The following is a 24,371-nucleotide window of genomic DNA, read 5'->3' as shown; positions in this document are numbered from 1 at the left end:
CTGCAGTGCGGGGGATCGCGCCGTCTTCCCGCACGATGGCGGGAAGATCGCTGTTCACGGCAAAGGGAAGATCACCGCCCCGGGCGCAATTCGAGGCTTTGCAGCCCCGCCGAGACGCTGAGGCCGACCTGGCCCTGGACGCTGAGCGGCTGCAGCGCGATCGAGTTGGCGGAGCCGCCGACCAGCACGTTGCCGCCGACACCGACGCCGACCGCGGCCGAGCCCTGGGCGCCGGCATAGTCGCCGGAGAGATCGCCCGGCCCGAGCCGCGCGACCGGTGCATAGACCACCCAGGCCAGCAGCGATTCCTGGGTGATGCCGAGATCGAGGCCGACCTTACGGATGGTCGCGACGTAGCGGTCCTCGGGCAGGCCGTCGGCGCGCAGCACGCAGCCGAGATGGGTCACCGAGCCGACGATGAAGCCGACACTGGCGCCGCCGCGGCATTCGAGGACACCGACCCGCACGCGATCTTGCGCCTGGGCAGCGCCGGTGCCGGTGCAGAGGACGACCGCAGCGGCGAGCCCGGCGAGGATGGTCGAGCGCATGAATAAAACTCCGGCTGAAATGAACGTGTGATGCAGACCCGTCGATCGGACGCACGATCACAGGGCACCACATCTATGCCACAAGCCTTACAGCCGCACCAGATTCGGCGCGCCGTCGGCACGAGCCGGCGCGCCGACGCAGGCAGCGACTGCGACGCGTTCGCCTGGACGTGTCCGAGTCTCTCCGATCGAGGGTCTCAGCGATAGAAGCGCGAGAAGTAGGACGATGAACGGCTCGGGCTCGGGTGGATCGGCAGCAGCGGCACCAGCTCGACCTCGGTGATTCCGGCAGCGAGGTTCAAGCCGGTCTGCCCCTGCAGGCTGATCGGCTGCAGCGCCGCGGCGCGATCGGTGTCGCGCACCAGGAAGCTGCCGCCGAAGCCGACCAGAGCCGCGGCATTGGCGGACAATCCGCCATAGCGCCCGCGCAGCTCGCTGCGGCCGAAATCGTTGACTGGTGCACTGACCGCCCACGCCATCCTGGTCACATCCGTCAGGCCGAGATCGAGGCCGTAACGCCGGACCCTGGCGACATAGCGCTCCGGCTGGCGGCCCTGACTGCGAAACACGCAGCGCAGGCGGGACTGGGACATCACGAGCTTGCCGGAGGTCTTTCGTCCCTCGCATTCGAGCACGCCGGCGCGCATCGGCCGCCCCTGATGGGCCTGCGCGACCGGCACGATCATCACCATCAACGCGATCGACAGCAGAAGCAGCCGCATCGAACTTCAACCCTACGCCACCAGACTTGTCGGCCGACAAAAGAAAGGCGCCATGTTCAAAACATGGCGCCTTTCGGCCTGGAAATTGGCTTCTGGTGTTTCGAGAGGGATGTTGCCCGATTACCTCAGATTGCCGCAGAAGCGCTGGATGCGCTTGCAGGCGTCCTCGAGGTCGGAGGTCTTGGTCGCGTAGGAGATGCGGAAGGCCGGGCCGAGGCCGAAAGCCGAGCCCTGCACCACGGCGACGCCCTCGGTCTCCAGCAGCTCGGTGACGAAGGCCTCGTCATTGTCGATCACCTTGCCCGACGGCGCGGTCTTGCCGATCGTCCCGGCGCAGGACGGATAGACGTAGAACGCGCCTTCCGGCCGCGGGCATTCGATGCCATTCGCCTGGTTCAGCATCGACACCACGAGGTCGCGGCGCTCCTTGAACACCTTGTTGTTGGCCGGGATGAAGTCCTGCGGACCGTTCAAGGCCTCCACCGCCGCCCATTGCGCGATCGAGCACGGGTTCGAGGTCGACTGCGACTGGATCGTCGCCATCGCCTTGATCAGGTGCGCCGGGCCGCCGGCATAGCCGATGCGCCAGCCGGTCATGCAATAGGCCTTGGAGACGCCGTTCACGGTCAGCGTGCGGTCGAACAGCGAGGGCTCGACCTGCGCCGGCGTGGTGAACACGAAGTCGTCATAGACGAGGTGCTCGTACATGTCGTCGGTCATGATCCAGACATGCGGATGCTTGACCAGCACCTCGGTGAGCGCCTTCAGCTCGGCCTTGGTGTAGGCCGCGCCGGTCGGGTTCGACGGCGAACACAGGATCAGCCACTTGGTCTTCGGCGTGATCGCCTTCTCCAGCGCCTCCGGCTGCAGCTTGAAGCCGTGGGCGGCGGTGCAGACCACCGGCACCGGCTCGCCGCCGGCGAGCGCGACCATCTCGGGATAGCTGACCCAGTACGGCGCCGGGATGATCACCTGGTCGCCGGGATTGATGGTCGCCATCAGCGCATTGTACAGCACCTGCTTGCCGCCGACGCCGACGATCACCTGGTTCGGCTTATAGGTGAGGCCGTTCTCGCGCTGGAACTTGCCGATGATGGCTTCCTTCAGCTCGGGGATGCCGTCGACCGCGGTATACTTGGTCTTGCCGTCCTGGATCGCCTTGATCGCGGCCTGCTTGATGTTGTCGGGCGTATCGAAATCCGGCTCGCCGGCGCCGAGGCCGATGACGTTGCGGCCCGCCGCTTTGAGGACGCGCGCTTTATCCGTGACCGCGATGGTCGCGGACGGCTTCACACGGTCGAGCGCAGCGGCGAGAAAGGACATCATCAGCTCCTATGCAGGCGTCGTGAATCACCCCCTCGGGGCCACGACCAGTCATGTCAGGGAAACGCCCATTTGTAGGGCCCCCAGCGCTGCATCGCAAGAAGCTTGGGCACATGGCTCCCAAGACTTTAGAGAACGTTAAAGCCGCCCCGTTAGCGTGGACCGACGATTATCCAGAGTCTCAGGCCGAAATGACCACTATCGGGTACGCCCTGCGATCCGGCGACTGGCTGACGGCCACGCGGATCAAGTCCTACAGCTGGATTCTGCTCGCGGTCACGATCGCGGCAATCGCCGGCTGGATCGCGCTGTCCGATGGCCTGGTCGACCGCAACGGCAAGCCGATCGGCACCGACTTCTCCAATGTCTATGCGGCAGGCGTGCTGACCCTTCAGGGCAAGGCGGCCGATGCCTATGATCCGCCGCTGCAGCATGCGACGGAAAAGGCCGTATTCAACGGCCGCGACGTGCCGTTCTTCGGCTGGCACTACCCGCCCTTCTTCTTCGCGATCGCCGCCATCACCGCCCTGCTGCCCTATGCCGGAGGGCTCGCGCTCTGGGTCGTGTCGAGCCTGCTCGCATACCTCGCGGTCATGCGCGCAATCCTGCCGCGTTCCGGGACCCTGCTGGTCGCGACCGCCTTTCCCGCCGTGTTCGTCAACATCGGTCACGGCCAGAACGCGTTTTTCACCGCGGCGCTGCTCGGCGGCGCGCTGTTGCTGATGGAGCGCGGCCGGCCGTGGGCGGCCGGCTTCCTGATCGGCCTGCTCGCCTACAAGCCGCAATTCGGCGTGCTCATTCCCGTGGCGCTGCTCGCAGGCACGCGCTGGCCGACGATTGCTGCGGCAGCCGCCACGGTGGCCGCGCTGGTCGCGATCAGCTTCGCCGCGCTCGGCAGCGACGTCTGGCACGCTTTCTTCCAGTCGATGACCTTCACACAGAGCGTCGTGCTTGAGCAAGGCGGCACCGGCTGGGAGAAGATCCAGTCGGTGTTCTCGGCCGCGCGTCATTGGGGCGCCGATATCAGGTCCGCCTATGCGCTGCAGAGCCTGCTGGCGCTGTCGCTCGCGGCCGGACTTGCATGGCTGTGGCAGAGCGAGGCCGCGTTCGATCTCAAGGCTTCGGCACTGGCGAGCGCGAGCCTGCTGGCGACGCCCTACGTGCTCGACTACGACCTCGTCGTCGTCGCGGTCGCGATCATCTTCTTCGTCCGGCACGGCCTCGCGAACGGCTTTCGCGACTACGAGCTCAGCGTGCTCGCGGCCGCCTGGATCGTGCCGCTGCTCTCGCGCAGTGTCGCCGGGCTGACGACGATACCGCTGGGCCTCATCGTTCTGATGGCCCTGTTCGCGCTGACCCTGCGCCGCGCACTCACCGATCGCGCCGTCGAGATCGGTGGACACGCGCGCATCGCGCAGGCGTGATCTCGATTGTTTGAATCTATTGGAAAGTTGTTATTCGAGAGTGCAGTGCAGTAGCGCATTTCGACTTTTTCCATCCGCCGGCTCTTGCAGCCTGCGCCCATCGGCATCATTGTCTGGCCGCATTGCGGGACGATCTGGCGTCTGGATGTGCGATGCGTCCAACCTTTGATTCCTCGAACTCGAAATCGGCCGGATGTACAAGCTCTATTCGATGCAGCGGTCAGGCAACAGCTACAAGGTCCGCCTTGCGCTCGCGCTTCTGAACGCGCCCTATCAGGCGATCGAGATCGACATCCTGCGCGGCGAGAGCCGCACGCCGGATTTTCTCGCCAAGAATCCCAGCGGCCAGGTGCCGCTGCTGGAGGTCGGCGAGGACCGCTTCATCGCCGAATCGAACGCGATCCTCTGGTATGTCGCCGGCGGCACGCCGCTGGTGCCGGAGCAGCGCATCGAGCGCGCCGAAGCGCTGCAGTGGATGTTCTTCGAGCAGCATGCGCTGGAGCCGAACATCGGCGCCGCCTATTTCTGGCTGCTGCTGGTCAAGGGCGGGCGCGACCTGCAGACGCATGCGCTCGAGGACTGGATGGAGCGCGGCTACGCCGCGCTCCAGGTGATGGAGAATCATCTCAAGAGCAACGACTACTTTGCCGCGAAGCAGCTGACGGTCGCCGACATCGCGCTCTACGGCTACACCCACGTCGCCGATCGCTGCGACTTCGACCTGTCGACCTTCCCGAAGATCCGCAACTGGCTGCGCCGCGTCGAACAGACACCCGGTTTCGTCGCGATGGATTGGCAGCCGGCGCTGATCGATTCGGCAGGCATCGCCGCCGACTACGGGTGAGGCATTCACCGTAAGACTACGGACCGTCCGTAGAACAGCGGGGAAAATACACGCTTCGGCGGGAACAAACACCGCCAGCGCCATGTTCCTGCCTTTTTTTCCGATTTGCCGCCGCAATCCTGCCCAGCGCGACCTTAGAATTTACCTCTGCGAGTGATTCGCTCGCGGATGTATGGGTAAGGGATTTCGACTTCATGTCCGGGTGGCGTCTTGCTTCCGTTCCGAGGTTCAGTTGGGTCCGCGGCCATGCGTCGCCGCAGCAGTCGGACCATTGTCGAGGGCTCCTCACGCCGATCAGCGGCTTTCACGACGACGCGACGCTCACCCTTTCGCCCAGCCTGACCACCGCCGTGGTCGCAACGATCGCGGCCAGCACGCTCTCATTGGGTGTCTGCGTCACCATCGCGGTGGTGTCGATCCGCGCCGTCTTGTCGATGCCCGCTTAACAGGAAGCCATTTTGACAACCCTTCGCGGTTTTCGCGACAACAGGCGATGATTGTCTCGCGCACAAAATGGCGATGAAATCAACGGTCGTAATCGTTGCCGTGACCCTGGCACTCGCGATCCTGCTGGCGGCGTCACTGCTGATCCTGATCGAGCGGCGGGGCGAGCTCTCGCTCTCGCCGCTGACCGAGGAAGATCGGTCTGTCTATGTCGAGCTGGTACGGCCGCCCACCGCCGAACCGGTGCAGCCCGTCCCGGATTGATCGCCAACGCGGCTGCGCGTATCGAAGGTCCGTCGAGATTCAAACGGACGGCGAAGCCTTCATGCACGAAGCACTCACTGTGCGCGCCATCGCGCGCGACGACCATGATCGCTGGCTGCCGCTCTGGGACGGCTACAATGCCTTCTACGGCCGTTCGGGGCCGACGGCGCTGCCGGCCGAGGTGACCGCGATGACATGGTCGCGCTTCTTCGATGCCGACGAGCCGGTCCATGCCCTGGTCGCCGAGAGCGGTGGCGAGTTGATCGGCCTGGCGCACTACCTGTTTCATCGCGCCACCACCACGATCGGGCCGCTTTGCTATCTCAACGACCTGTTCACGAGCGAGGCCGCCCGCGGCAAGGGCGTCGGACGGGCGCTGATCGAGGCGGTCTACCGCGAAGCGCGTCAGGCCGGTGCGCCGCGGGTCTATTGGCAGACGCACGAGACCAACACCACGGCACAGGCGCTCTACGACAAGATCGCCGAGCGCTCGGGCTTCATCGTCTACCGCAAGGCGCTGTGAACGGGTGGTGTCACGCCGCCGTCACGGGGCGGGCCTACGCTCCATCGAGCGCCTGATCATCCCCCGTCACCGGTCACGCGTTTCAGCGGTCCCCGTCAGTCGCCGTCTCTGACCGGGGCCGCATTTTTTGTCTGGCCTTGGTCGTTGGACGTGGCGCGTCTCACGCTACGTTGGTCGTCGTGTTCTGCTGCTTCAATGGGACCTGCTGAGAAGCCTTCGCCTGCGCGACTTCGACGCACATTCTGACAGCCTCACCCATGCTCGCCGCGACCAGATCGGCCTTGGTGGCTTCCTGCAGCACCTTCGCGGCCTCCTGATCGACGTCGGTCGCGCAGCAGACCAACATCACTCTTGCCTTGGGGAGTCGTCGCTTCAACCGACGAACGGAGTAGCGCATATGTGCGACGCCGGAATTGCCGATATAGATCAGGCAGGCAATCGCAACACCTGCGGGCTCGAGCTTGATGACGTTCGCGGTCGAGAGCGCCTCCGCTCCTGAGACCTTCGCGCCCAACCCGTGCGCCGACGACAGTTGCGCGAGAATCACCGCCGCCGCTTCGTCGATCGGGGTTCGCCCGGCCACGCACAGGACCGGCTGCTCGCTCCACCATCCTTCGGCGAGATTGTCCTTGCTGAGGATGGGTATCGTGTCGATTGCCCCACTGCTGGCCGAGCTGTCGACGGCCGATGCCGCCTCCGGATCGCTGGTGGTCTCGCGTTTCGCCAGCGGACCATCATTCTGATCGGAAAGATCGGCGGTCAACTCGGCGACGGCGTCACGGATCGTTGCAAGGCGATCATAGGCGAGCGCCCCTCGGTCGGCGTCCGCTTGGGCCAATTGCAGTCCCTTCACCGCGACCTCGTCGCAATAGGCAATCAACGAGCGCTCCTTCAAGAACTCCTCTGCCTTCTCGGCCGCTTCCGTCGGATCGTTCGCAAGCATGCGCTGGTAGAAGATCTCGGCAGGAGACAGCGCTGGACGATCACCGAACATGACGTCGAGGAACTCCAGGCGCTCCACATGTCGTCCGATGACGACCAGGCAGACCGTCAGCGGCGTCGCGAGCACCAACCCGATTGGGCCCCACAGCGCGGTCCAGAACGCGGCTGAAACGACCACCGCCACCGGGGACAGGCCCGTGCTGCGCCCATAGACCATCGGTTCGATGACGTGGCCGAGCAACGGCTCGACCACGAGAAACAGGGCCAAGGTCCAAATCAGCATCGACCAGCCAGGGTCGACCGCTGCCGCCAGAGCAAGCGGAAACGCCGCGGCGATGACGGCGCCGATATAGGGCACGAACCGAAGCGCTGCGGCGAGGATCCCCCAAAGCAGGGCGCTGGGGATGCCGATGAACCACAGACCGACGCCGATCACGACGCCGAATCCGCCGTTCAGGGCGAGCTGGGTGAGGAACAGCCGGCTGAGCCTGTAAGCCGCATCATCGAGCGCCGCCGTGGTGCGCTGCAGGTCCGATGATCCCGCAAGGCGAATGAGCCGATTCCGCAGGTCCTCGCGTTGAAGCAATATGAAGATCACGAAGATGATGATGATGCCGGTCGTCGCCAGCGGATGAATGAGCGGCGAAATCAGCGTGCGAAGACTGTCCAGCGCTCCGGGATCGGGCTGCCGGACCTCCACCGGGATCGGGGTCACAGGGACTGAGGAATTCGTTCGCAGTCCGCTCGGCAGCCGAGCCGCTTCCGGCTCTTTCGGTTTGTCGAGTTCCTTGCCCAGATCCTTGAGCATGTCCGATGCACGCTCGAGCGTCCCTCTGCCGGCTTTGGTGTCGCGGAACGACTGGATCTTGTTGCTCATCGTCGATTGATAGTTCGGCAGCTCACTGGCAAGCTGGGTGAGCTGGGTGGCGAGCAGGCTGCCCAGTGTAAAGATCACGACGAATGCGAGAACGACCACGCTGACGACGGCCAGTCCGCGCGGGGCACGAAGCCGCTGCAGTTGCGCGACCAATGGCGCCAATACGAAGCTGAGCAGGATGGCCAGGGCCACGGGGACCAGGATATCGCGACCAAAATACAGCAGCGCGATGATGATGACCGCAAAAATGGCGATGGCCAGCGCGCTGATCAGCCCGAGAACTTCCTCTGGGGTGCGGACCTTGAGCGGCTGTCTGATGATCATCGAATCTCTCTCCGAACGAGGAAGGGCAGCGCGCGTCGCTCATGCGGTCAGGCTGTCAACGTCGACGAAGGTGGCGCGTTGCAACGGAGGGAAGCTTCTGACGATGTCGCCGGCGCCGGTGGTCATATGCCAGAAGGTTCGTCCTCGATCCGAGCAACCCTCCGGGCCTTCGCTCGAACAGAACGACCGAGGGCGCTGGCTGGCGCTGCCCGCCCCGCCGGACATTCGGCTTCCTGTTTCAGACACGCGATAACAGCCTCGTGAGGCTCCAGTTCCCGAGAGCGCCTGAGGTCGCATGCGCGTCTGCCGACGGCGACGACTAGTCAGCGTCGGCACACCGTCGCACCTCCGCGACTCAGCCGGAACTTCACTGGGGCGTCGTCCTTGTTGATGTCAGCAGGTTCGGCGGTACGGCTTGCCCGGCGAGGCCCGGCGCGAGCAGCTTCCGAGGGCGCACGACCGGCGACCGTCCGGGTCCTGTCGGCCGCCGTGTCGTTCAGCGCAAATCAAGCGTCCGCTCGGCCGTGCTCAGCCAAGACGGGCCGCGGAGACGGATCTCGTCTGAATGGTGGACTCTGTCCTTGTCCTACGCCTTGCTGCCTACCGTTTGGCGGACCTCGAACCCCTCGAACTGCGGCGGGCCGAGATAGTGCACCTTGGTGTCGCCGGCCCGGTGGTGCGCGGCGCGGAAGGCTTCGGACCTGGTCCAGTCCTCGAACGCAGCTTTCGACGCCCAGATCGTGTGCGAGGCATACAGCGTATGGTCCTCCGCTTCCGGTCCCTTCAACAAGTGAAACTCGACGAAGCCCGGCACCTTGTCGAGATGGCTGTCGCGCGACAGCCAGACCTGCTCGAAGGCGGCCTCCGAGCCCTTGGCGACGCGAAAACGATTCATGGCGATGAACATGCTGATCTCCTGAGGGGTGAATGCCGCAGGTCGAGGAGTAGCAGACTTCGCGGTGCAATGCGCTCGCGGCGGTGGCCGCTGATGCCGCGATGTGGAACGCTTCAGGGCCCCGATCAGGACATGGCGCAAGCGAGCCCTAGGCCACGAGCCCCTTGATCGGCTTCACGGCCGCGCTGTCCGGAAACACCGCGCCGCCGAGCGCGTGCTCGCCGATGCCGAGATGATCGGCAAGTACGCCCTTGAACACCGCGCGCAGATCCGTCGTCGGCGCAAGATCGCGTCCCTGGTAGAGGCTCGCCATCTTCAGCGTCGGCCAGTCGGCGATCACCCGCCCGCCCTTCACCGCGCCGCCGGCGAGCAGCGCAATCGTCCCGGTGCCATGATCGGTCCCCTGGGTGCCGTTGATCTTCGCCGTGCGCCCGAACTCGGTTGCGACCACCACGACCGTATCCCGCCAGCGTGGGCCAAGACCGCTCTCGAACTCGGCGAGCGCGCCGTCGAGGCCCGACAACAGCTGCGCCAGCCGGCCGATTGCGCCGCCTTCATTGGCATGCGTATCCCAGCCGTCGAAGGCCAGCGCCGCGATGCGCGGACCATCATCCGCCGCGATCAGCTTCGCCGCGCCGCGCGCGACCTGGCGCATCGCCGCGATCTGGTTGCCGCCCGGCTTGGGCTTCATGTCGTCACCGAACGCGACCTTCTCGAGCTTCAGCCCTTGCGACAGCGCAGCCGCCAATGCGGGATCGCGATGCGCATAGAGGTCGACCAGCCGCGTCGCGGTGTCGTCATCGGCCTGCGGCAAGGTTACCGGCGCCCAGCCGACGGTGGGCGCTGCGCCGCGCAGCACCAGCGGTGCCGTCGGACCGACCGCGAGCGCGCCCGTGACGCGGGGGCCGCGCGGCAGCGCCTCGACTGCGCGGTTCAGCCAGCCCGATTGCACGCGGCCGGGACCGGCGAAGCCGCTCTCGAGCACGTCCTGGCCATCGAAATGCGAGCGCTCGCGATACGGTGTCGCGACCGCGTGAACCACGGCAGCCTGCTTGTCGCGATACATGCGCGCGAATTCCGGCATCGACGGATGCAGCGCAAAGAACGAGTCGAGCGGCAGCGCCGGAGTTGGTCCCGCCGTCGTCAGCGCGATCGCGCCATGCAGTCCGGCGTAGTCGGGATCCCCGACCGGCGCGACGGTGGCGAGGCCATCGAGCGCGCCGCGCAGGATTACGACGATCAGCCGCGGATCGCGCTGGTCGGCGGCGCGGGCGAATTTCGGCAAATAGCCCCACGCGGCGAAGGACGCGCCTGCCAGCAGCAAGTGGCGTCGCGAGGTCAACAGCGAGGTCGCGATCCGGTCCATCGTCATCTCCTCTGGAATTCCGGCGACATCAACAGCAGCGCCAGCGCCTGCTGGCGCGACTCCGCGCGCTCGATCGTGCGGCGTGTCTCGGTCGACGCAGCATCGCCGGCGACGAGCTCGAGCAGCTCGCGCGGATCGAGATTGTTGCCGAGTCGGCCGCCGAGCTGCGACGAGATGTCCAGCCGCAGCTTCATGCCTTCCGGCGCGGCCCACACCGCATTGGTATCAGCGAATCCGTTTGGTCCCGCGGGCGTCCACAACGGCTGGCCCAGCGTGTTCAGGGAAGTGAGATAGAAGCCGGGATCCTCCGGCACGCGCGCCAGCAGCCGGCCGCCGGCGACCAGGAACTCATAGGGCGAGCGGATCTTGGTGAGCGGCGCCGACCAGGCATCGTCGGAGTCCACCAGCGCCAAGGTCAGCGCCTTGAGGTCGCCATCGCTCCTCCTGAACACGGCTTCGAGTCGCGCGACGAGCGCGGGCGGCGGATCGTCGGCAATGAAATGACGTGCGAGCTTGGCGGCGATGAACTTCGCGGTCGACGGATGCCGTGCGATGTCCGCGAGCGCAGCTTCGCCCTGGGCGAGGCCATCATCCGCATAGACCTTGCCGAGCAACGTCTGCGGCCCCGGCTGATGCGCATTGGCATTGAACACGAAGCTGCCGGGCGCCGCGTTGCGGGTGTTGCGGCCGGCGAAGCTCCAGCCGGTGATGATGCGCGCCAGCGAGGTCACGTCCTCCTGGCTGTAGCCGCCGCCGACACCCAGCGTGTGCAGCTCCATGATCTCGCGCGCGAGATTCTCGTTGAGGCCGCGCTTGCGGTTCTGGCCGGCACGCGAGTCCGGTCCGAGCGATTCCTGGTTGTCGAGAAAGAACAGCATCGCCGGATGCTGCTCGACCGCCTTCAGCATGTCGACGAAGCGCCCGAGCACGTGCGGCCGGATCGCCTCGCGCTCGAACGCGCCGGCCCACATCCGCGCCAACTCGCCCTTGCCGGCGGAGATGCAGAAATGATTCGACCAGAACGCCACCAGCCGCTCGGTGAAGCCGCAATCGGCGAGCACGGCGCGCTGCAGCCGCGCCAGCGCTTCGGCACGGAAGGTCTTCTGGACGACGTTGGGCGGCTGCTGGGCTTGCGCGGGCTTTGCCGGCGCTCCCTGCATCGCGGGTGCGGGGTCGGCACCGGCCGCTGGGGCCGCCGAGGGCGTTGCGGCCATGGCTTTGTCCGCGCCGTTCGTCGACAGACCGCGCGTGGGGCTGGACTGCTCCTGCGGCGCAGCCTCCGACTTCGCGGCCTCGCGGGCCCGCTTGACCTCGTCCTGATAGGCGAAGACGGCAGCGGCGAGTGCTGCCGTCGGCTGCAGACCCGGCGCCTCCAGCAGCGCTCCATCGGGACGGCCGAGCTCGGCCTTGACGAAGCCGCGCGGGTCCGACGCCGCATTGACGAGATCGCCCGAGGCACCGCCACGCGCGCCGAAGCCGAAGCGATTCAATGCGACAAGAGCCGCTCGAGCATCACGCGCCATGCCACATCCTCGAGCCCGTCATCGCGGGAGCTCCCGAAACGCTGTGTTGCCGCGACCGCAGACTGCGATGGCGCGGCAGATTGTCACGCACTATACTTGCCCCGGCAGATGAACCGGACATGAAAAGGGCTGGTCGGACGTGGTTCCGAAGGTGACAAATCGTTTGGCGGACATGACCGCGCGGCAACTCATCTGCGAATCGTGCGGCACGGCGTTCAGCTGCGATCCGGGCGGCTCATGCTGGTGCTTCGACGAGGCCGTGCGCCTGCCGCTGCCCAAGACCGGACAAAGCAATTTCAAGGACTGCCTGTGCGCCAGCTGCCTCAAGAGACTGGCGGGCAAACCGGAGCCAGGCTCGTGACGCGCTGGCACGTCGAAGCCGTCCTGCTCGACATGGACGGCACGCTGCTCGACACCGAGAAGGTCTATCTCGAGGCTGCGATCGCGGCGCTGAATGCGCTCGGCTACAGCGACGGCGTCGTCGAGCTCTGTCACGCGATGATCGGCATTCCCGGACCCGACAACGAGCAGACCCTGCGCGACCATTTCGGCGACGATTTTCCGCTGGCCGAAGTCAACCGCCTGTTCGCGGCCAAGACGGTCGAGATCCTGCAGGCGGGCATGCCGCTGAAGCCTGGCGTCATCGCGCTGCTCGATGCGATCGACGCGGTCGGCCTGCCCAAGGCCGTCGTCACCTCGTCCTCGCGCCGCACGGCCGCGGAGCATCTCCGCCTCGCCCGCATCGATCACCGCTTCGATGCGGTCCTGACGCGCGACGACGTGGCCCGCGCCAAACCGCATCCGGACCTCTATCTGCTTGCCGCGGAACGGCTGCGGACGCACGCGCCGGCCTGCGTCGCGATCGAGGATTCCAATCCCGGCGTCGCCTCCGCGCACGCCGCCGGCGCGATCACCTTGATGGTGCCGGACATCGTGCCGCCGAACGATCATTCGCGGGCGAATGCGGCGGCCGTGCTGCCGGATCTCGATGCCGCCATCGCGCTGCTCGCGCGCCGTTCGGTGTTGCCCCTCAGGACGTGACGTCACCTCGGCAGGCTGTGAATCGCCGTGCAGCCTTCTCATGAGCCATTTTCTTCAAACGCGGCCGAACACGGTCACGATCGGTTCACGTCGTTGCGCGCCGCCGGCGGCCCTATCGGATGCATTAACCCGCACGCACTACCGTGCAGGCGTTGGCGGATGGGCTTATTTCATGTTGCGATTCATTGGCGCCGCGGGTGCGGCATTTTTGGCTGCGTTCGCAGGTGTGAGTTGGGCGGTCAGGGGATTTCCGCTTCCGGATGGACCGTGGCGGGGCATGATGCGGACAGCTTCGATTGAAACGGTCTCAAACCTTGCTGCGCCGGCGCCGGGGGGCGTGGCTGTCGTGGCTCCCCTATCCCCCACGGTCGACATGACCTTCGGCGGCCCGGAGGCAAAGGAGTTCGACCGCAAGGCTTGGCTCGCGCAGCACACCTCGCAGAGCGACAAGAATCCCAAGCTCGACGCGTTGCGGATGGACGCGTTGCAGGCCGCGACGGCCTACAAGCTGTCGCCGTGCGACAAGACCATGAAGCAGAACCTGGTGGACGCACTGACGGCCTACACCCGCGCCTATGTTGCCAAGCTGGATTGCAAGCGGCAGTTCTGGGGCGCAAAGATCTGCACCGACAAATCGCTGCAGGAGGCGGCCGACAGCGTCGGCACACCGCTCGATCAGCGCGTGAAGGAGGCGTTGTTCGAAGCCTTCGAGGAGAAGGGGATCACCAAGGCGGACTTTCCGGCCGATGTGCGCGAGGAGGTCCCGCAATTCGCCGGACCCGCCTTCTGGTCCGACGAGTCGGCGGTGTGCCGGACGCGGCAGGCGCAACGGGACCGGCGATAGCAAACGAGCGCTGCCATGAACCGGCTGATCTTCATCATTGCGGCCATCGTCGTCTGGCAGGTTGGCGGACGCCTGTTCCTGACCGAAGCGCCGACCGCGGCGGCGTTTCCGCCGGTCACCGGCGCGGAGTTTCAGGACCACGAGAAATACACCGAGGACGCCCGGCGTTCGCAGCGCGAAGACGCGCTGAAGTCGCTCGACCTCGCCTGGAGCGACCGCTGCGGCGCCAAGCGCGACAGCTTCATCAGCGGCCTCAACCACTACTACTATCACCGGCAGAACCAGAACGAGCGCTATCCCGAGACCTATGGTCCGGCTGGCGCCGCCTATATCGCCGGCGTATGGACCACCGCCGAGGATCGAAGGATCGAACGGCTCACCCAGGAAGCCTACGCCGCCGGCTACATCAAGCCATCCGATTTCGACGGCATGGCCAGCCGGATGGTCGCAACGATCGTTCGCGGCGAGCAGGTCAGGGGACGCGGCTGCGCCGGCTGACGGTCCTGCGAGAAGCATATCGCCTTCCCTTTGGCAGCGCCGCCGCGACCAGCGTCCGTGCCGCCGCGCCCGCGGTTTCCATGTAGCTGGCGTCCCGATGCAGCAGCACGACCGCGAATGCGCCGTCGAGCAGCAGCAGCATCTGCCGCGCGAGCCCGCCTGCTTCGGCAATTCCCTGCTCCTCGAAGACCGCCTGCAGCCAGGCCTCGAACTTCTTCTTGTGGGCGGCGCCGATCCTGATCGCGGGATGGCCGGGCAGATTGGCGAGCTCCGCGGTGGTGCGCAGGAAGCCGCAGCCGCGCCATTTCGGATGTCGCGCGGCGCGCGCGAGCTGGTTGAAGATCCCGGCGATCTTGTCGGGCAGCCCGCCCTCGGTCTCGTCGAACCAGCGCTTGAACAGCGTCAGGTTCGGCTGGTCGCGCGCGGCAAGATAGGCCGCGACCAGATCGTCCTTGCTGCGGAAATGATAGTACAGCGTCTTCTTGGTAACCCCCGCCTTCTCCGCCACCGCGTCGACGCTGACGGCGCGGATGCCTTCGGCATAGAACAGCCTGCTCGCGGCGGCGACGATGCGGGCGGGCGTGGGATCGGAGGATCGGGGCATGGCGGCGCTCGGTCTCGGTCAATGTATACTGACCAGTGAATATACCTCGGCTGCCGCGACGCCTAGTCTTCGCTTGCTCCAACCACCAGCCTGCGAGACGCCATGACCGACCTCCTCCTGCTCGACATCTCCGACCGCATCGCCATGATCACGCTGAACCGGCCGCAGCGGCTGAACGCGCTCAGCTACGCGCTGATCGATCGATTGATGGGCGCGCTCGACCGCATCGAGACCGATGCCGGCGTCAGGGCCGTGATCGTCACCGGTGCGGGACAACGCGCCTTCTCGGCCGGCGCCGACATCGACGAATTCACCGCAAGCGTCCGCCAGGGGCGCGCTGCCGCGCTGCGCGACTTCGTCCGGCGTGGCCAGGCGATGACGGCGCGGCTGGAGGCGTTCCGCAAGCCGGTCATCGCCGCCGTCAACGGGCTCGCCTTCGGCGGCGGCTGCGAGATCACCGAGGCCGTGCATCTTGCGGTCGCCAGCGAGCGCGCCAGCTTCGCCAAGCCCGAGATCAGGCTCGGCATGCCGCCGACCTTCGGCGGCACGCAGCGGCTGCCGCGGCTGGTCGGCCGCAAGCGCGGACTCGAGCTGCTGCTGACCGGCGATTCTTTCCCGGCACAGCGCGCGCTGGAGATCGGCCTCGTCAACGCCGTCGTGCCGCATGACGAGCTGTTGCCGGCGGCGCGCGCGCTGGCGCAGCGCATCATCCGCCACGGGCCGGACACCGTCGCCGGCATCATCACCGCCGCGACGCGCGGGCTCAACATGGCGATCGGCGAAGGGCTGCAGGTCGAGAGTGAACAGTTCGCGAGCCTCGTCGGCAGCCGCGATCTCACCGATGGGCTGGCGGCCTGGCGCGAGCGCCGGCCGCCGCGTTGCTAGACCGGATGGCCCGGCGACTTGCGCGCCAGCCCGTCGAACGCATCGAGCAGCCGCTCGCGCCAGGCATGGACGCTGTCGCTCTCCTCGAGCAGCCGGAACGGGCTCACCACCCGCGCCCATTGGAACCCGCCGAACACGATGTAGTCGGCATAGTCGGGCGTATCGCCGCCGATGAAGGCCTGCGTCTTCAGGGTCTGCCGCAGCGGCTCCAGCGACCTGCGGAAGCCGATGACCGCCTGGTCGCGCGAGGCCATGACCTCTTCGAGGCTCTTGCCGAACCGCGCCTCGCGCGATTTGCGGAAATAGTCGGCATCCTCGGCGGCGAGGTTCTTCGGAATGTCGGCGATGATCAGCGGAAAGATGCCGCCGACGATGGCGATGTCGCCCCAGGCATTGAGGAAGCGCGCCATGGCGCGGCCGCCGGCGCCGCCGAACAGCGACGGCCGGTCCGGATAGGCGTCCTCGAGGTAGTTGGCGATCGCCCAGGAATCGGCCACCGCGCGGTCGCCGTCGAGCATGACCGGCACCTTCTCCGAGCCATGCGGCGCGATCGCGCTCTTCTCGGTGAAGCGCCACGGAATCGTATCAGCGCTCAGCCCCTTGTGCGCCAGCGCCATCCGCGTGCGCCAGCAAAAGGGGCTGAACGGGCGGCCCGCATCGGTCCCGACGAGTTCATACAGTTTCACGGCCATTCCCGGTCCTTCCTCCAAGTCCGGACCGTTCTAGCGCACGACGCGGCCGTTGTCGCGCAGCAGCCGCGCACCGGCATCGGTGACGATGATGAAGAGGCCGGCGCCCGTGATCGCCTCGCGCGTGACATAGCCCAGATCGGCGGCATCCTCCCACACCGTCAGGCGCGGGCAGCTCGTCCGCCAGGTCGCCACCACTTCGGCATGGCTGCGCGGCGCGCGCGCGACCCATTCGACGAAGTCCAGCACCAGGGGGTCTGCCGATACGGCCATGCTCGCCTCACTCTGCCGCCGCCGAGCTCTGCGCGGCCAGCAGCAGCCAGCCGCCATAGAGGATGTAGTAGCTCGCCACCGCCGTGATGATGCGGTTGGCCCAGGTGCGGAACTGCTGCTCGCTCATCGCCTCGAGCAGCCGCCGCGCCAGGCTCGTGCCGAGCATCGACGCGCCGACGGCGACGAGCGCGAGCACCGGATCGAGGCCCGCGGCCTGATCGATGATGCCGCCGAAATAGATCAGCTTGGTGAGGTGGCTCGCGACCTGACACGTCGCCTTGGTGGCGACGATCGAGCGGCGGTCGAACCGCGCGCCGAGAAAGAACGTGTCGAGCAGCGGCCCCGACACGCCGGTCATCAGCATCAGCCCCATGCAGATCGTGCCGTAGATCGCGCCCTGCCAGACGCTGTCCGGATCGGGCTTGAGGCCGGCCGGCATCAGCCGCGCCATGAACGGGGTGACGCCGAGCAGCAGGAGCGCCGCCGGCTTGTCCGGCACGTAGCGCACCAGCGCCCACAGGCCGAGCGCCAGCGCGCAGCCGACGAGATACACCGCGACCGGCCGCCAGCGGATGTGCCGGCGCCACAGCACCGCACGCCAGCCATTGGACGCCATCTGCGTCGCCGCGTGCAGCACCATCGCCGCCGGCAGCGGCATGATCGCCAGCAGCACGCCGATCAGGATCAGCCCGCCGGCCATGCCGAACAGGCCCGACAGGAACGCCGTCGCCACCATCAGCAATCCGAGCGCTGCAATCAGGGCGGGTGTCATGGCTGATCTCCTCGCCATGCAATTTGTCGCACTGGCGATATCCGCACAAACCGAGTTATCTTGCCCTCCATCAGTTTTCCTGAGGGCGCGATGAGACGGCTGCTGTTCCTCAACGGCATCAAGGCGTTCGAGGCGGCGGCGCGCACCGGCAGCTTCGCCGCGGCAGGCAGCGAGCTCAACGTCTCCGCGGCCGCGATCAGCCGCATGGTCAACCTGCTTGAGCAGCGGCTGGGCGTCGTGCTTTTCGAGCGCAAGGCCAACCGCCTGGCGCTCACCGCCGCCGGCCGCGCCTATCAGAGCGGGCTGACGCCGATCTTCGACGCGCTGTCGAGCCTGACCGCGCAGATCATGGCGCCGTCATCGATGCGGGTGCTGACGCTCGGCGTCGGGCCGACGTTCGCGATGAAATGGCTGATCCCGCGTCTGGCCGATTTCAGCACCGAGCAGCCGGACATCGAGGTCCGCATCACCACCGGCGGGGCGGCGGTGCCGTTCGGCGACGACTGGAGCTGCGGCATCAAGCTCGGCCACGGCGCCTGGCCGGGCCTCGTCGCCGAGCCGCTGTTCGCCGCGGATCTCGTGCCGGTGTGCACGCCGCGGCTCGCCGCGACCTTGAAGAAGCCTGCCGATCTCAAGGGCTCGAGCCTGCTGCGGGTGTCGCATGCCGCCGAGGACTGGGCGTTGTGGCTGAAGGCCGCGGGCGTCACGCGCGTCAGCGCGCGCGGCACCGAGTTCCAGTACTATGGACATGCGCTGCAGGCTGCGATCGACGGGCTCGGCGTCGCCATGGGCATCCGTCCCTATATCGACGACGACCTCGCGGCGGGACGCCTGGTTGCACCGTTCGCATTGACCGTCCCAAAAGGCGAGCGCTGGTATCTTGTCTACCGCCATTTCCAGGCCGGCCAACGTGATTTCGCCGCGTTCCGACGCTGGATCATGCGCGCGGCGTCACAGCCCGCGACCCGGAATTCCCAGCGCAGGGACGCCATCAAAAAAGACGCTGACGTGTGAACCCGTTCACAAATGCCCGGACCAATTCATGCTGTCGTTGCCGTTCGGGACATCAGGACTGCGCAATGACGTATTTGTACGAGGACTTCGCCATCGAGCCGTTCGAAGCAGGACGCGGCTTGTGGCACGCGCGGATCCGCCGCGCGGACATGACCCCGGTGGTGATCAATGGCGTTTCGTTCCCCTCGCTCGAAGTCGGCTTCGCCTGGTCCGATGCGGACATGGCGATTGCCGACGCGAAAAGCCATATCGACCGCTTTCGCAAGCGGTGGCGCTGACAACTGCAGACCGAATCGCAGCACTTTGAAGCACGCGACGGAGGATATCGACCGACCCCCGGGAAAAGACGGATAGCGCGACGTGGAACAATCTCCGAGAGTGAAGTCCCCGAGAGTCCCCTCGCGCGGCCAGACGGTTCCAAGCCAACATCAAACGCCAATTCGAAATGCCGAGTGTATTCGTAATGCGGACTGCAATTCATGGCTGAGCCTGCCGTCAAACACCTCGCTTTTTCGGTGCGTACGCGATGCCCGGACTGCGATGCGGAGCTGAGCGTCCTGAGCGTCATCAACGGCCGCGGCGGTTCCGAGTACTGGGCCCTGCAATGCGTCGCCTGCCACGGCGTGCATCTCGACATCGTCGAGCAGCCGACGCGGCATTGAACGGCAGCGTGGCGTCGCGGCAACGCCATCGTGCGCGCCATGGCTCGCGAGTCGCCCGCTGATCTCGTGTGGCCTTTCGGGAGCAGTGCGTCTCGATGCCTGCTGCTGCCACCATGCTGTCAGCAAGGCTGGTGCGCGGCGCCCGATCACTCTTTCAACTCGGCGCCATCCGTCCCATATTCGGGCCATGGCGAAGACCCCCGACACTCCCAAGAAGCCAGGCCGAACCCCGAAATCGAAAGCGCACCGGCCCGACGTGCAGCCGATCGCGCCCGCGCTCGCCGAGCTGCTCAATCCCGCCATCAACCGCGGCGAGAGCGGCATCGGTTCCTCAACGGGACTGAAGCCGCCGCCGGACAATTCCTGGGACCGCCGCAGCGGCGGCGAGGCCGCCGCGCACCGCGCGCGGGCGTCGACGCGCGGCAAGAGCGCTGAGGTTGCGACGGGCGATGCCTCGGCGCGGTCCATGCCGCTGCGGCCGAATCCGCAGCCGGTGGGTGGACGTTCATCGTCAAACAACGATCCGTCGCATGGCCCGCCCCCACCCAACCCTCCCCCGCACGCGGGGGAGGGCTCCAGGCGGCAGGCGCCGCGTGCCGGCGCCAGCGATGATGCCGAGACTGCGCCGCTAGCGTCCCCTCCCCCGCGTGCGGGGGAGGGCCAGGGTGGGGGCCTCCCTCCGCAGCATCACCCCCTCGGGGCGGATGACGCCGCCTCAGCCTCCGGACTCGCCGAAGCGCCGCAAGCCAATTACGGCACCGCCGCCACCATCCCGACGCTCGATCCGGAACTGGCGCGGCAGCTCGGCCTGCCCACCGCCGAGGACGACGAGGAGGCGCTCGCCCGGCCGCCGCGCAACAAGATGGAGGCGCTCGGCGTCAAGGCCACGGCGGAAGCGCTGGAGTCGCTGATCCGCGAGGGCCGTCCCGAGTTCCGCAAGGACGACGGCTCGGTCAAAGTGTGGACGCCGCACCGGCCGCCGCGCCCCGAGAAGTCGGAAGGCGGCGTCCGCTTCGAGATCAAGTCGGCCTATGAGCCGAAGGGCGACCAGCCGCAGGCGATCAAGGAGCTGGTCGAGGGCATCGCGCGCAACGACCGCACCCAGGTGCTGCTCGGCGTCACCGGCTCCGGCAAGACCTACACCATGGCGAAGGTGATCGAGGCGACGCAGCGCCCGGCCATCATCCTGGCGCCGAACAAGACGCTCGCCGCGCAGCTCTATGGCGAGTTCAAGAGCTTCTTCCCCGACAACGCGGTCGAGTATTTCGTCTCCTATTACGACTACTACCAGCCCGAGGCCTACGTCCCGCGCACCGACACCTACATCGAGAAGGATTCCTCGATCAACGAGCAGATCGACCGGATGCGCCACGCCGCGACGCGCGCCCTGCTCGAGCGCGACGACGTCATCATCGTCGCCTCGGTGTCGTGCATCTACGGTATCGGCTCGGTCGAGACCTACACCGCGATGACCTTCGCGCTGAAGAAGGGCGAGCGCATCGACCAGCGCCAGCTCATCGCCGACCTCGTCGCTTTGCAATACAAGCGCACCCAGCACGATTTCACCCGCGGCACCTTTCGCGTGCGGGGCGACGTCATCGACATCTTCCCGGCGCACTATGAGGACCGCGCCTGGCGCGTGAACCTGTTCGGCGACACCGTGGAGAACATCGAGGAGTTCGATCCGCTCACCGGCCACAAGCAGGACGAACTGGAGTTCATCAAGGTCTACGCCAATTCGCACTATGTAACGCCGCGCCCGACTTTGGTGCAGGCGATGAAGTCGATCAAATCCGAGTTGAAGATGCGGCTCGACCAGCTGCATGCGCAGGGCCGCCTGCTCGAGGCGCAGCGGCTGGAGCAGCGCACCACCTTCGATCTGGAGATGATGGAGGCGACCGGCAGTTGCGCCGGCATCGAGAACTACTCACGCTATCTCACCGGCCGGCTGCCCGGCGAGCCGCCGCCGACCTTGTTCGAATACGTCCCCGACAATGCGCTGGTGTTCGCCGACGAGAGCCACGTCACGGTCCCGCAGATCGGCGGCATGTTCCGCGGCGACTTCCGCCGCAAGGCGACCCTGGCCGAATACGGCTTCCGCCTGCCGTCCTGCATGGACAACCGCCCGCTGCGCTTCGAGGAATGGGACATGATGCGGCCGCAGACCGTGGCGGTGTCGGCGACCCCCGGCGGCTGGGAGCTGAACGAGGCCGGCGGCGTGTTCGTCGAGCAGGTCATCCGCCCGACCGGACTGATTGATCCCCCCGTCGACATCCGCCCCGCGCGCACCCAGGTCGACGATCTGCTCGGCGAGGTCCGCGCCACCGCGCAGGCCGGCTACCGCTCGCTGATCACGGTGCTGACCAAGCGCATGGCCGAGGACCTCACCGAATATCTGCACGAGCAGGGCATCCGCGTCCGCTACATGCATTCGGACATCGACACCATCGAGCGCATCGAGATCATCCGTGACTTGCGCCTCGGCGCGTTCGACGCGCTGGTCGGCATCAACCTGCTGCGCGAGGGCCTCGACATTCCCGAATGCGCGCTGGTCGCGATCCTCGACGCCGACAAGGAAGGTTTTCTGCGCAGCGAGACGTCGCTGATCCAGACCATCGGCCGCGCCGCGCGCAACGTCGACGGCAAGGTGATCCTCTACGCCGATCAGATGACCGGCTCGATGGAGCGCGCCATCGCCGAGACCAACCGCCGCCGCGAGAAGCAGGTGGAGTACAACACGGCCCATGGCATCACGCCGGAGAGCGTCAAGAAGTCGATCGGCGACATCCTCAACTCGGTCTACGAGCGCGACCACGTGCTGATCGAGACCGGCGGCGGCACCACCACCGACGACGTCATCTCGATCGGCCACAATTTCGAGGCGGTGCTGGCCGATCTCGAAACCCGGATGCGCGAAGCCGCCGCCGATTTGAACTTCGAGGAAGCCGCCCGCCTCCGCGACGAGGTCAAGCGCCTCCGCGCCACCGAGCTCGCCGTCGTCGACGACCCCACCGCCAAGCAGCGCACCGTGCAGAGCAAGGCGGGCAGCTACGCCGGCGCCAAGAAATACGGCGACGCCGCCAATCTCCCGACCACGGCGATGAAGGGCCGTGGCGCTGCGGCACGCGCTGGCGGCTCCTCTTCACCCTCCCCTGGAGGGGGAGGGTCGGCCGCCAAAGGCGGCCGGGGTGGGGTGAAGCCCCGCGACCCGCTCGCGCCGTCCCTCGACGACATCATCAGCGGCGGCCCAAGCACCGGCTCCAAAGTCCACAAGCCGCATCTCGACGAGATGCACGGCCCGGAATCCCTGCCCTACCGCCCCAACGCCAAGCTGCCGCCAAAGCCATTCGGCAGCAGCAGCAAGATCATCCAGCCCACCAACTCCCGCGAGTCCGGCCCCGAATTCGGCCCGGCTCCGCGCTCGACCGGTGGCGCGCCGGGAAAGCGCGGCGGGTGGAAGAAGCGGTGAGGTGTAAACCTTCTCGCCGCCTCATTGCGAGGAGCGACAACGACGAAGCAATCCAGTCCATGCACTTGGCCTGATCTGGATTGCTTCGCTTCGCCGCTTCGCTCGCAATGACCTCCGGTCCCGCGATCTCGACTGGAATACATATGATGTTGAGCTACTCTGCTCACATGAAACTCGGCTTCGAAGAATCCCAGACCGCCTACACCAGCGGCACGCAGAAGGCGCGGGCGTGGACCGAGGCGTGGGTTGGCGCGCAAGCCTATTGTCCGAACTGCGGCCAGTCGAACATGACGCAGTTTCCAAACAACAGCCCGCTGGCGGATTTTCTCTGTAAAGCCTGCAGCGAAGAATTCGAGCTGAAGAGCCAGAAGAAGGCATTCGGCGCCAAGGTCGCCGACGGCGCCTATGGGACGAAGTGCGAGCGGCTGGCCGCCAGCAACAATCCCAATCTCCTGCTGATGAACTATGACCGTGACACCCGGTCGGTCATCAACCTCTTCGTCGTGCCGAAGCATTTCTTCGTCCGCGATATCATCGAGCAGCGCAAGCCGCTCGCGGCGACCGCGCGGCGCGCGGGGTGGGTCGGCTCGAACATTCTTCTCGATCGCGTTCCCGAGTCGGGCAAGATTCACATCGTGCAGAATGGCGTCGTCCGCGCCAAGGAGCTAGTGCTGCAGGAATGGAGCCGGACGCTCTTCCTCCGCAAGGAATCCCTGGATGCGCGCGGATGGCTGATCGAGGTGCTGAAATGCGTCGAGTCGCTCGGCAAGCCGGAATTCACGCTCGATGATGTCTACGCTTTCGACCGCCATCTCAGCCTGCTCTATCCCGGCAACCAGAACGTCCGGCCAAAAATCCGCCAGCAGCTCCAGGTCCTGCGCGATCAGGGATTCCTGGAGTTCGTAGCGCGCGGCCGCTATCGTTTGAAGACATGAGGTCCGGCAATGGCCTGGTTCTTGAACTTCTATCGCTGTGAACGTTGCGCGCAGGCCTGGACCGATGAATGGTCGTGCATGTGCGACGACGAGTGTCCTCATTGCGGCGCCCGCGACATGTCTCCGTCCCGGAGCGAGGACCTGACAGAGCTGATTTTGAGAAATGAGGATTGCTTTGTCGTCCTGCGATCGGCTGATGACGCCGAGGACGAGCCGTCCTATGAAGAGCTCGGGCGGTTCTCGAGCCGAGCCAAAGCGGAAGAATTTCTCGCGGCGTCGGACCCAAATTAGGGTGCCCTTCACGAAATCCATCAGACGGCCCGCCAGACAACGCGAGAGATGAAGCGCGCATATTCCGGAAAAAATAAACTTCTTGCGAATTATCAGAAATCATGATTATCTCCTCGCATCCCGCCTCACCGCAGAGGGGCGTAGCGCGCGATCGTCACGACACGCGAGGCGGGGATGCGATGGCCGCGAGAGATCGCAGCATTCTCTTCGACGAGGGTGCCGACGAACGATCGCTTGCGGACGTGAAGTCGCAGCGTCCTGATACCCCGACGCTGGTATCAACCCGGCGCAATGCGAGCGCATGGCGCTGGGGATGGTGGCCAACAAGCCCGGCGCACCAGGGAGACTGCGTATAAGCGTGAAGACCGTCGCGCA

Annotated in this window: 27 protein-coding genes; 16 read left to right on the top strand and 11 right to left on the bottom strand. The window is 66.3% G+C overall.

The annotated features are described in order from the left end of the window. Nucleotides 1-71 precede the first annotated feature (71 nt). The 3 genes from QX048_RS08360 to QX048_RS08350 form a co-directional block, all read right to left on the bottom strand. Nucleotides 72-548, bottom strand: a complete 477-nt coding sequence (locus QX048_RS08360; protein WP_315714116.1) for a DUF992 domain-containing protein — start codon at nucleotides 546-548, stop codon at nucleotides 72-74. Nucleotides 549-745: 197 nt separating this feature from the next. Further along, nucleotides 746-1,270, bottom strand: coding sequence for a DUF992 domain-containing protein (locus QX048_RS08355; RefSeq protein WP_316192021.1), 525 nt, complete (start codon nucleotides 1,268-1,270; stop codon nucleotides 746-748). 120 nt (nucleotides 1,271-1,390) lie between these two features. Next, complete coding sequence (locus QX048_RS08350; RefSeq protein WP_315714114.1) at nucleotides 1,391-2,593, bottom strand: pyridoxal phosphate-dependent aminotransferase; 1,203 nt, start codon at nucleotides 2,591-2,593, stop codon at nucleotides 1,391-1,393. A gap of 191 nt (nucleotides 2,594-2,784) precedes the next feature. On the opposite strand from QX048_RS08350, the gene QX048_RS08345 reads away from it, so the two are divergent. The 5 genes from QX048_RS08345 (at nucleotide 2,785) to QX048_RS08325 (ending at nucleotide 6,092) form a co-directional block, all read left to right on the top strand. Further along, entirely contained in the window at nucleotides 2,785-4,017 is a 1,233-nt protein-coding gene (locus QX048_RS08345; RefSeq protein ID WP_316200317.1) for a glycosyltransferase family 87 protein, read from the top strand. Between the two features lie 193 nt (nucleotides 4,018-4,210). Further along, a complete protein-coding gene (locus QX048_RS08340; RefSeq protein ID WP_315714112.1) occupies nucleotides 4,211-4,861 on the top strand; it encodes a glutathione S-transferase family protein in 651 nt (216 codons plus the stop codon). Nucleotides 4,862-5,055: 194 nt separating this feature from the next. Continuing rightward, nucleotides 5,056-5,307: a hypothetical protein gene (locus QX048_RS08335; RefSeq protein ID WP_316192023.1), complete on the top strand. Its 252-nt coding sequence runs from the start codon at nucleotides 5,056-5,058 to the stop codon at nucleotides 5,305-5,307. Between the two features lie 67 nt (nucleotides 5,308-5,374). Next, nucleotides 5,375-5,569, top strand: a complete 195-nt coding sequence (locus QX048_RS08330) for a hypothetical protein (protein WP_316192024.1) — start codon at nucleotides 5,375-5,377, stop codon at nucleotides 5,567-5,569. Between the two features lie 61 nt (nucleotides 5,570-5,630). After that, on the top strand, nucleotides 5,631-6,092 hold the full coding sequence (locus QX048_RS08325; protein ID WP_315714109.1) for a GNAT family N-acetyltransferase: 462 nt from the start codon (nucleotides 5,631-5,633) through the stop codon (nucleotides 6,090-6,092). Nucleotides 6,093-6,252: 160 nt separating this feature from the next. On the opposite strand, the gene QX048_RS08320 is transcribed toward QX048_RS08325, so the two are convergent. The 4 genes from QX048_RS08320 to QX048_RS08305 all read right to left on the bottom strand — a co-directional run bounded on the left by QX048_RS08320 (nucleotide 6,253) and on the right by QX048_RS08305 (nucleotide 12,019). Further along, nucleotides 6,253-8,235 (bottom strand): AI-2E family transporter, encoded by a 1,983-nt coding sequence (locus tag QX048_RS08320; protein WP_316192025.1) that lies wholly within the window; start codon nucleotides 8,233-8,235, stop codon nucleotides 6,253-6,255. A gap of 586 nt (nucleotides 8,236-8,821) precedes the next feature. Further along, nucleotides 8,822-9,142: an antibiotic biosynthesis monooxygenase gene (locus tag QX048_RS08315; RefSeq protein WP_316192026.1), complete on the bottom strand. Its 321-nt coding sequence runs from the start codon at nucleotides 9,140-9,142 to the stop codon at nucleotides 8,822-8,824. A gap of 136 nt (nucleotides 9,143-9,278) precedes the next feature. Further along, the gene (locus tag QX048_RS08310) at nucleotides 9,279-10,502 is read right to left on the bottom strand and encodes a DUF1501 domain-containing protein (protein WP_315750062.1); all 1,224 of its coding nucleotides are present in this window, start codon (nucleotides 10,500-10,502) and stop codon (nucleotides 9,279-9,281) included. After that, nucleotides 10,499-12,019, bottom strand: a complete 1,521-nt coding sequence (locus QX048_RS08305) for a DUF1800 family protein (RefSeq protein WP_316192027.1) — start codon at nucleotides 12,017-12,019, stop codon at nucleotides 10,499-10,501. Before QX048_RS08305 ends, QX048_RS08310 begins: the two co-directional genes overlap by 4 nt. A gap of 172 nt (nucleotides 12,020-12,191) precedes the next feature. Between QX048_RS08305 and QX048_RS08300 the strand changes: the two genes are divergently transcribed. Genes QX048_RS08300 through QX048_RS08285 form a run of 4 tightly spaced genes read left to right on the top strand, consistent with a single transcriptional unit; the run spans nucleotide 12,192 to nucleotide 14,402 of the window. Beyond that, the gene (locus QX048_RS08300; RefSeq protein ID WP_410052159.1) at nucleotides 12,192-12,380 is read left to right on the top strand and encodes a cysteine-rich CWC family protein; all 189 of its coding nucleotides are present in this window, start codon (nucleotides 12,192-12,194) and stop codon (nucleotides 12,378-12,380) included. Further along, entirely contained in the window at nucleotides 12,377-13,060 is a 684-nt protein-coding gene (locus tag QX048_RS08295; RefSeq protein WP_316166511.1) for an HAD family phosphatase, read from the top strand. The genes QX048_RS08300 and QX048_RS08295 overlap by 4 nt, the downstream gene beginning before the upstream one ends. 40 nt (nucleotides 13,061-13,100) lie before the next feature. Continuing rightward, on the top strand, nucleotides 13,101-13,904 hold the full coding sequence (locus tag QX048_RS08290) for a hypothetical protein (protein WP_316169327.1): 804 nt from the start codon (nucleotides 13,101-13,103) through the stop codon (nucleotides 13,902-13,904). A 15-nt stretch (nucleotides 13,905-13,919) separates the two neighbouring features. After that, nucleotides 13,920-14,402: a hypothetical protein gene (locus QX048_RS08285; RefSeq protein WP_315750057.1), complete on the top strand. Its 483-nt coding sequence runs from the start codon at nucleotides 13,920-13,922 to the stop codon at nucleotides 14,400-14,402. On the opposite strand, the gene QX048_RS08280 is transcribed toward QX048_RS08285, so the two are convergent. After that, nucleotides 14,377-15,006 carry a helix-turn-helix domain-containing protein gene (locus tag QX048_RS08280; RefSeq protein ID WP_316192029.1) on the bottom strand — a complete coding sequence of 210 codons (630 nt, stop codon included), beginning with the start codon at nucleotides 15,004-15,006 and terminating at the stop codon, nucleotides 14,377-14,379. The genes QX048_RS08285 and QX048_RS08280 overlap by 26 nt on opposite strands. 102 nt (nucleotides 15,007-15,108) lie before the next feature. Between QX048_RS08280 and QX048_RS08275 the strand changes: the two genes are divergently transcribed. Then, on the top strand, nucleotides 15,109-15,891 hold the full coding sequence (locus QX048_RS08275) for a crotonase/enoyl-CoA hydratase family protein (RefSeq protein ID WP_316192030.1): 783 nt from the start codon (nucleotides 15,109-15,111) through the stop codon (nucleotides 15,889-15,891). On the opposite strand, the gene QX048_RS08270 is transcribed toward QX048_RS08275, so the two are convergent. From QX048_RS08270 to QX048_RS08260, 3 genes are read right to left on the bottom strand one after another with little or no spacing between them, the layout of a single operon-like run. Continuing rightward, nucleotides 15,888-16,583: a glutathione S-transferase family protein gene (locus QX048_RS08270; protein WP_315714099.1), complete on the bottom strand. Its 696-nt coding sequence runs from the start codon at nucleotides 16,581-16,583 to the stop codon at nucleotides 15,888-15,890. The genes QX048_RS08275 and QX048_RS08270 overlap by 4 nt on opposite strands. Nucleotides 16,584-16,613: 30 nt before the next feature. Beyond that, nucleotides 16,614-16,853, bottom strand: coding sequence for a hypothetical protein (locus QX048_RS08265; RefSeq protein ID WP_315714098.1), 240 nt, complete (start codon nucleotides 16,851-16,853; stop codon nucleotides 16,614-16,616). A gap of 7 nt (nucleotides 16,854-16,860) precedes the next feature. Next, nucleotides 16,861-17,625, bottom strand: coding sequence for a sulfite exporter TauE/SafE family protein (locus QX048_RS08260; protein ID WP_315714097.1), 765 nt, complete (start codon nucleotides 17,623-17,625; stop codon nucleotides 16,861-16,863). 90 nt (nucleotides 17,626-17,715) lie between these two features. Here QX048_RS08260 and QX048_RS08255 point away from each other — a divergent pair, with 90 nt between their 5' ends. The 6 genes from QX048_RS08255 to QX048_RS08230 all read left to right on the top strand — a co-directional run bounded on the left by QX048_RS08255 (nucleotide 17,716) and on the right by QX048_RS08230 (nucleotide 23,996). Beyond that, nucleotides 17,716-18,639, top strand: coding sequence for a LysR substrate-binding domain-containing protein (locus QX048_RS08255; protein ID WP_315714096.1), 924 nt, complete (start codon nucleotides 17,716-17,718; stop codon nucleotides 18,637-18,639). Nucleotides 18,640-18,704: 65 nt separating this feature from the next. Continuing rightward, a complete protein-coding gene (locus tag QX048_RS08250; RefSeq protein ID WP_035655128.1) occupies nucleotides 18,705-18,917 on the top strand; it encodes a hypothetical protein in 213 nt (70 codons plus the stop codon). Nucleotides 18,918-19,118: 201 nt separating this feature from the next. Next, a complete protein-coding gene (locus tag QX048_RS08245; protein WP_315714095.1) occupies nucleotides 19,119-19,301 on the top strand; it encodes a hypothetical protein in 183 nt (60 codons plus the stop codon). A gap of 187 nt (nucleotides 19,302-19,488) precedes the next feature. After that, complete coding sequence (uvrB, locus tag QX048_RS08240) at nucleotides 19,489-22,770, top strand: excinuclease ABC subunit UvrB (protein ID WP_316166506.1); 3,282 nt, start codon at nucleotides 19,489-19,491, stop codon at nucleotides 22,768-22,770. Between the two features lie 146 nt (nucleotides 22,771-22,916). Then, entirely contained in the window at nucleotides 22,917-23,705 is a 789-nt protein-coding gene (locus tag QX048_RS08235) for a DpnI domain-containing protein (protein WP_315714093.1), read from the top strand. 9 nt (nucleotides 23,706-23,714) lie between these two features. Beyond that, on the top strand, nucleotides 23,715-23,996 hold the full coding sequence (locus QX048_RS08230) for a hypothetical protein (protein WP_315714092.1): 282 nt from the start codon (nucleotides 23,715-23,717) through the stop codon (nucleotides 23,994-23,996). Nucleotides 23,997-24,371 lie beyond the last annotated feature (375 nt).

The organism is Bradyrhizobium sp. SZCCHNS30572, from assembly GCF_032484415.1.
Classification (GTDB): Bacteria; Pseudomonadota; Alphaproteobacteria; order Rhizobiales; family Xanthobacteraceae; genus Bradyrhizobium.
The sequence above is the reverse complement of the archived record's forward strand: the minus strand, read 5'-3'. Positions and strand labels throughout refer to the sequence as shown.

What these genes read in the sequence shown, in the direction of transcription:
- QX048_RS08360 (WP_315714116.1), bottom strand. Translation starts at nt 548, where the DNA reads ATGCGCTCGACCATCCTCGCCGGGCTCGCCGCTGCGGTCGTCCTCTGC.
- QX048_RS08355 (WP_316192021.1), bottom strand. Translation starts at nt 1,270, where the DNA reads ATGCGGCTGCTTCTGCTGTCGATCGCGTTGATGGTGATGATCGTGCCG.
- QX048_RS08350 (WP_315714114.1), bottom strand. Translation starts at nt 2,593, where the DNA reads ATGTCCTTTCTCGCCGCTGCGCTCGACCGTGTGAAGCCGTCCGCGACC.
- QX048_RS08345 (WP_316200317.1), top strand. Translation starts at nt 2,785, where the DNA reads ATGACCACTATCGGGTACGCCCTGCGATCCGGCGACTGGCTGACGGCC.
- QX048_RS08340 (WP_315714112.1), top strand. Translation starts at nt 4,211, where the DNA reads ATGTACAAGCTCTATTCGATGCAGCGGTCAGGCAACAGCTACAAGGTC.
- QX048_RS08335 (WP_316192023.1), top strand. Translation starts at nt 5,056, where the DNA reads ATGTCCGGGTGGCGTCTTGCTTCCGTTCCGAGGTTCAGTTGGGTCCGC.
- QX048_RS08330 (WP_316192024.1), top strand. Translation starts at nt 5,375, where the DNA reads ATGGCGATGAAATCAACGGTCGTAATCGTTGCCGTGACCCTGGCACTC.
- QX048_RS08325 (WP_315714109.1), top strand. Translation starts at nt 5,631, where the DNA reads ATGCACGAAGCACTCACTGTGCGCGCCATCGCGCGCGACGACCATGAT.
- QX048_RS08320 (WP_316192025.1), bottom strand. Translation starts at nt 8,235, where the DNA reads ATGATCATCAGACAGCCGCTCAAGGTCCGCACCCCAGAGGAAGTTCTC.
- QX048_RS08315 (WP_316192026.1), bottom strand. Translation starts at nt 9,142, where the DNA reads ATGTTCATCGCCATGAATCGTTTTCGCGTCGCCAAGGGCTCGGAGGCC.
- QX048_RS08310 (WP_315750062.1), bottom strand. Translation starts at nt 10,502, where the DNA reads ATGACGATGGACCGGATCGCGACCTCGCTGTTGACCTCGCGACGCCAC.
- QX048_RS08305 (WP_316192027.1), bottom strand. Translation starts at nt 12,019, where the DNA reads ATGGCGCGTGATGCTCGAGCGGCTCTTGTCGCATTGAATCGCTTCGGC.
- QX048_RS08300 (WP_410052159.1), top strand. Translation starts at nt 12,192, where the DNA reads ATGACCGCGCGGCAACTCATCTGCGAATCGTGCGGCACGGCGTTCAGC.
- QX048_RS08290 (WP_316169327.1), top strand. Translation starts at nt 13,101, where the DNA reads ATGAGCCATTTTCTTCAAACGCGGCCGAACACGGTCACGATCGGTTCA.
- QX048_RS08285 (WP_315750057.1), top strand. Translation starts at nt 13,920, where the DNA reads ATGAACCGGCTGATCTTCATCATTGCGGCCATCGTCGTCTGGCAGGTT.
- QX048_RS08280 (WP_316192029.1), bottom strand. Translation starts at nt 15,006, where the DNA reads ATGCCCCGATCCTCCGATCCCACGCCCGCCCGCATCGTCGCCGCCGCG.
- QX048_RS08275 (WP_316192030.1), top strand. Translation starts at nt 15,109, where the DNA reads ATGACCGACCTCCTCCTGCTCGACATCTCCGACCGCATCGCCATGATC.
- QX048_RS08270 (WP_315714099.1), bottom strand. Translation starts at nt 16,583, where the DNA reads ATGGCCGTGAAACTGTATGAACTCGTCGGGACCGATGCGGGCCGCCCG.
- QX048_RS08265 (WP_315714098.1), bottom strand. Translation starts at nt 16,853, where the DNA reads ATGGCCGTATCGGCAGACCCCCTGGTGCTGGACTTCGTCGAATGGGTC.
- QX048_RS08260 (WP_315714097.1), bottom strand. Translation starts at nt 17,625, where the DNA reads ATGACACCCGCCCTGATTGCAGCGCTCGGATTGCTGATGGTGGCGACG.
- QX048_RS08255 (WP_315714096.1), top strand. Translation starts at nt 17,716, where the DNA reads ATGAGACGGCTGCTGTTCCTCAACGGCATCAAGGCGTTCGAGGCGGCG.
- QX048_RS08250 (WP_035655128.1), top strand. Translation starts at nt 18,705, where the DNA reads ATGACGTATTTGTACGAGGACTTCGCCATCGAGCCGTTCGAAGCAGGA.
- QX048_RS08245 (WP_315714095.1), top strand. Translation starts at nt 19,119, where the DNA reads ATGGCTGAGCCTGCCGTCAAACACCTCGCTTTTTCGGTGCGTACGCGA.
- uvrB (WP_316166506.1), top strand. Translation starts at nt 19,489, where the DNA reads ATGGCGAAGACCCCCGACACTCCCAAGAAGCCAGGCCGAACCCCGAAA.
- QX048_RS08235 (WP_315714093.1), top strand. Translation starts at nt 22,917, where the DNA reads ATGTTGAGCTACTCTGCTCACATGAAACTCGGCTTCGAAGAATCCCAG.
- QX048_RS08230 (WP_315714092.1), top strand. Translation starts at nt 23,715, where the DNA reads ATGGCCTGGTTCTTGAACTTCTATCGCTGTGAACGTTGCGCGCAGGCC.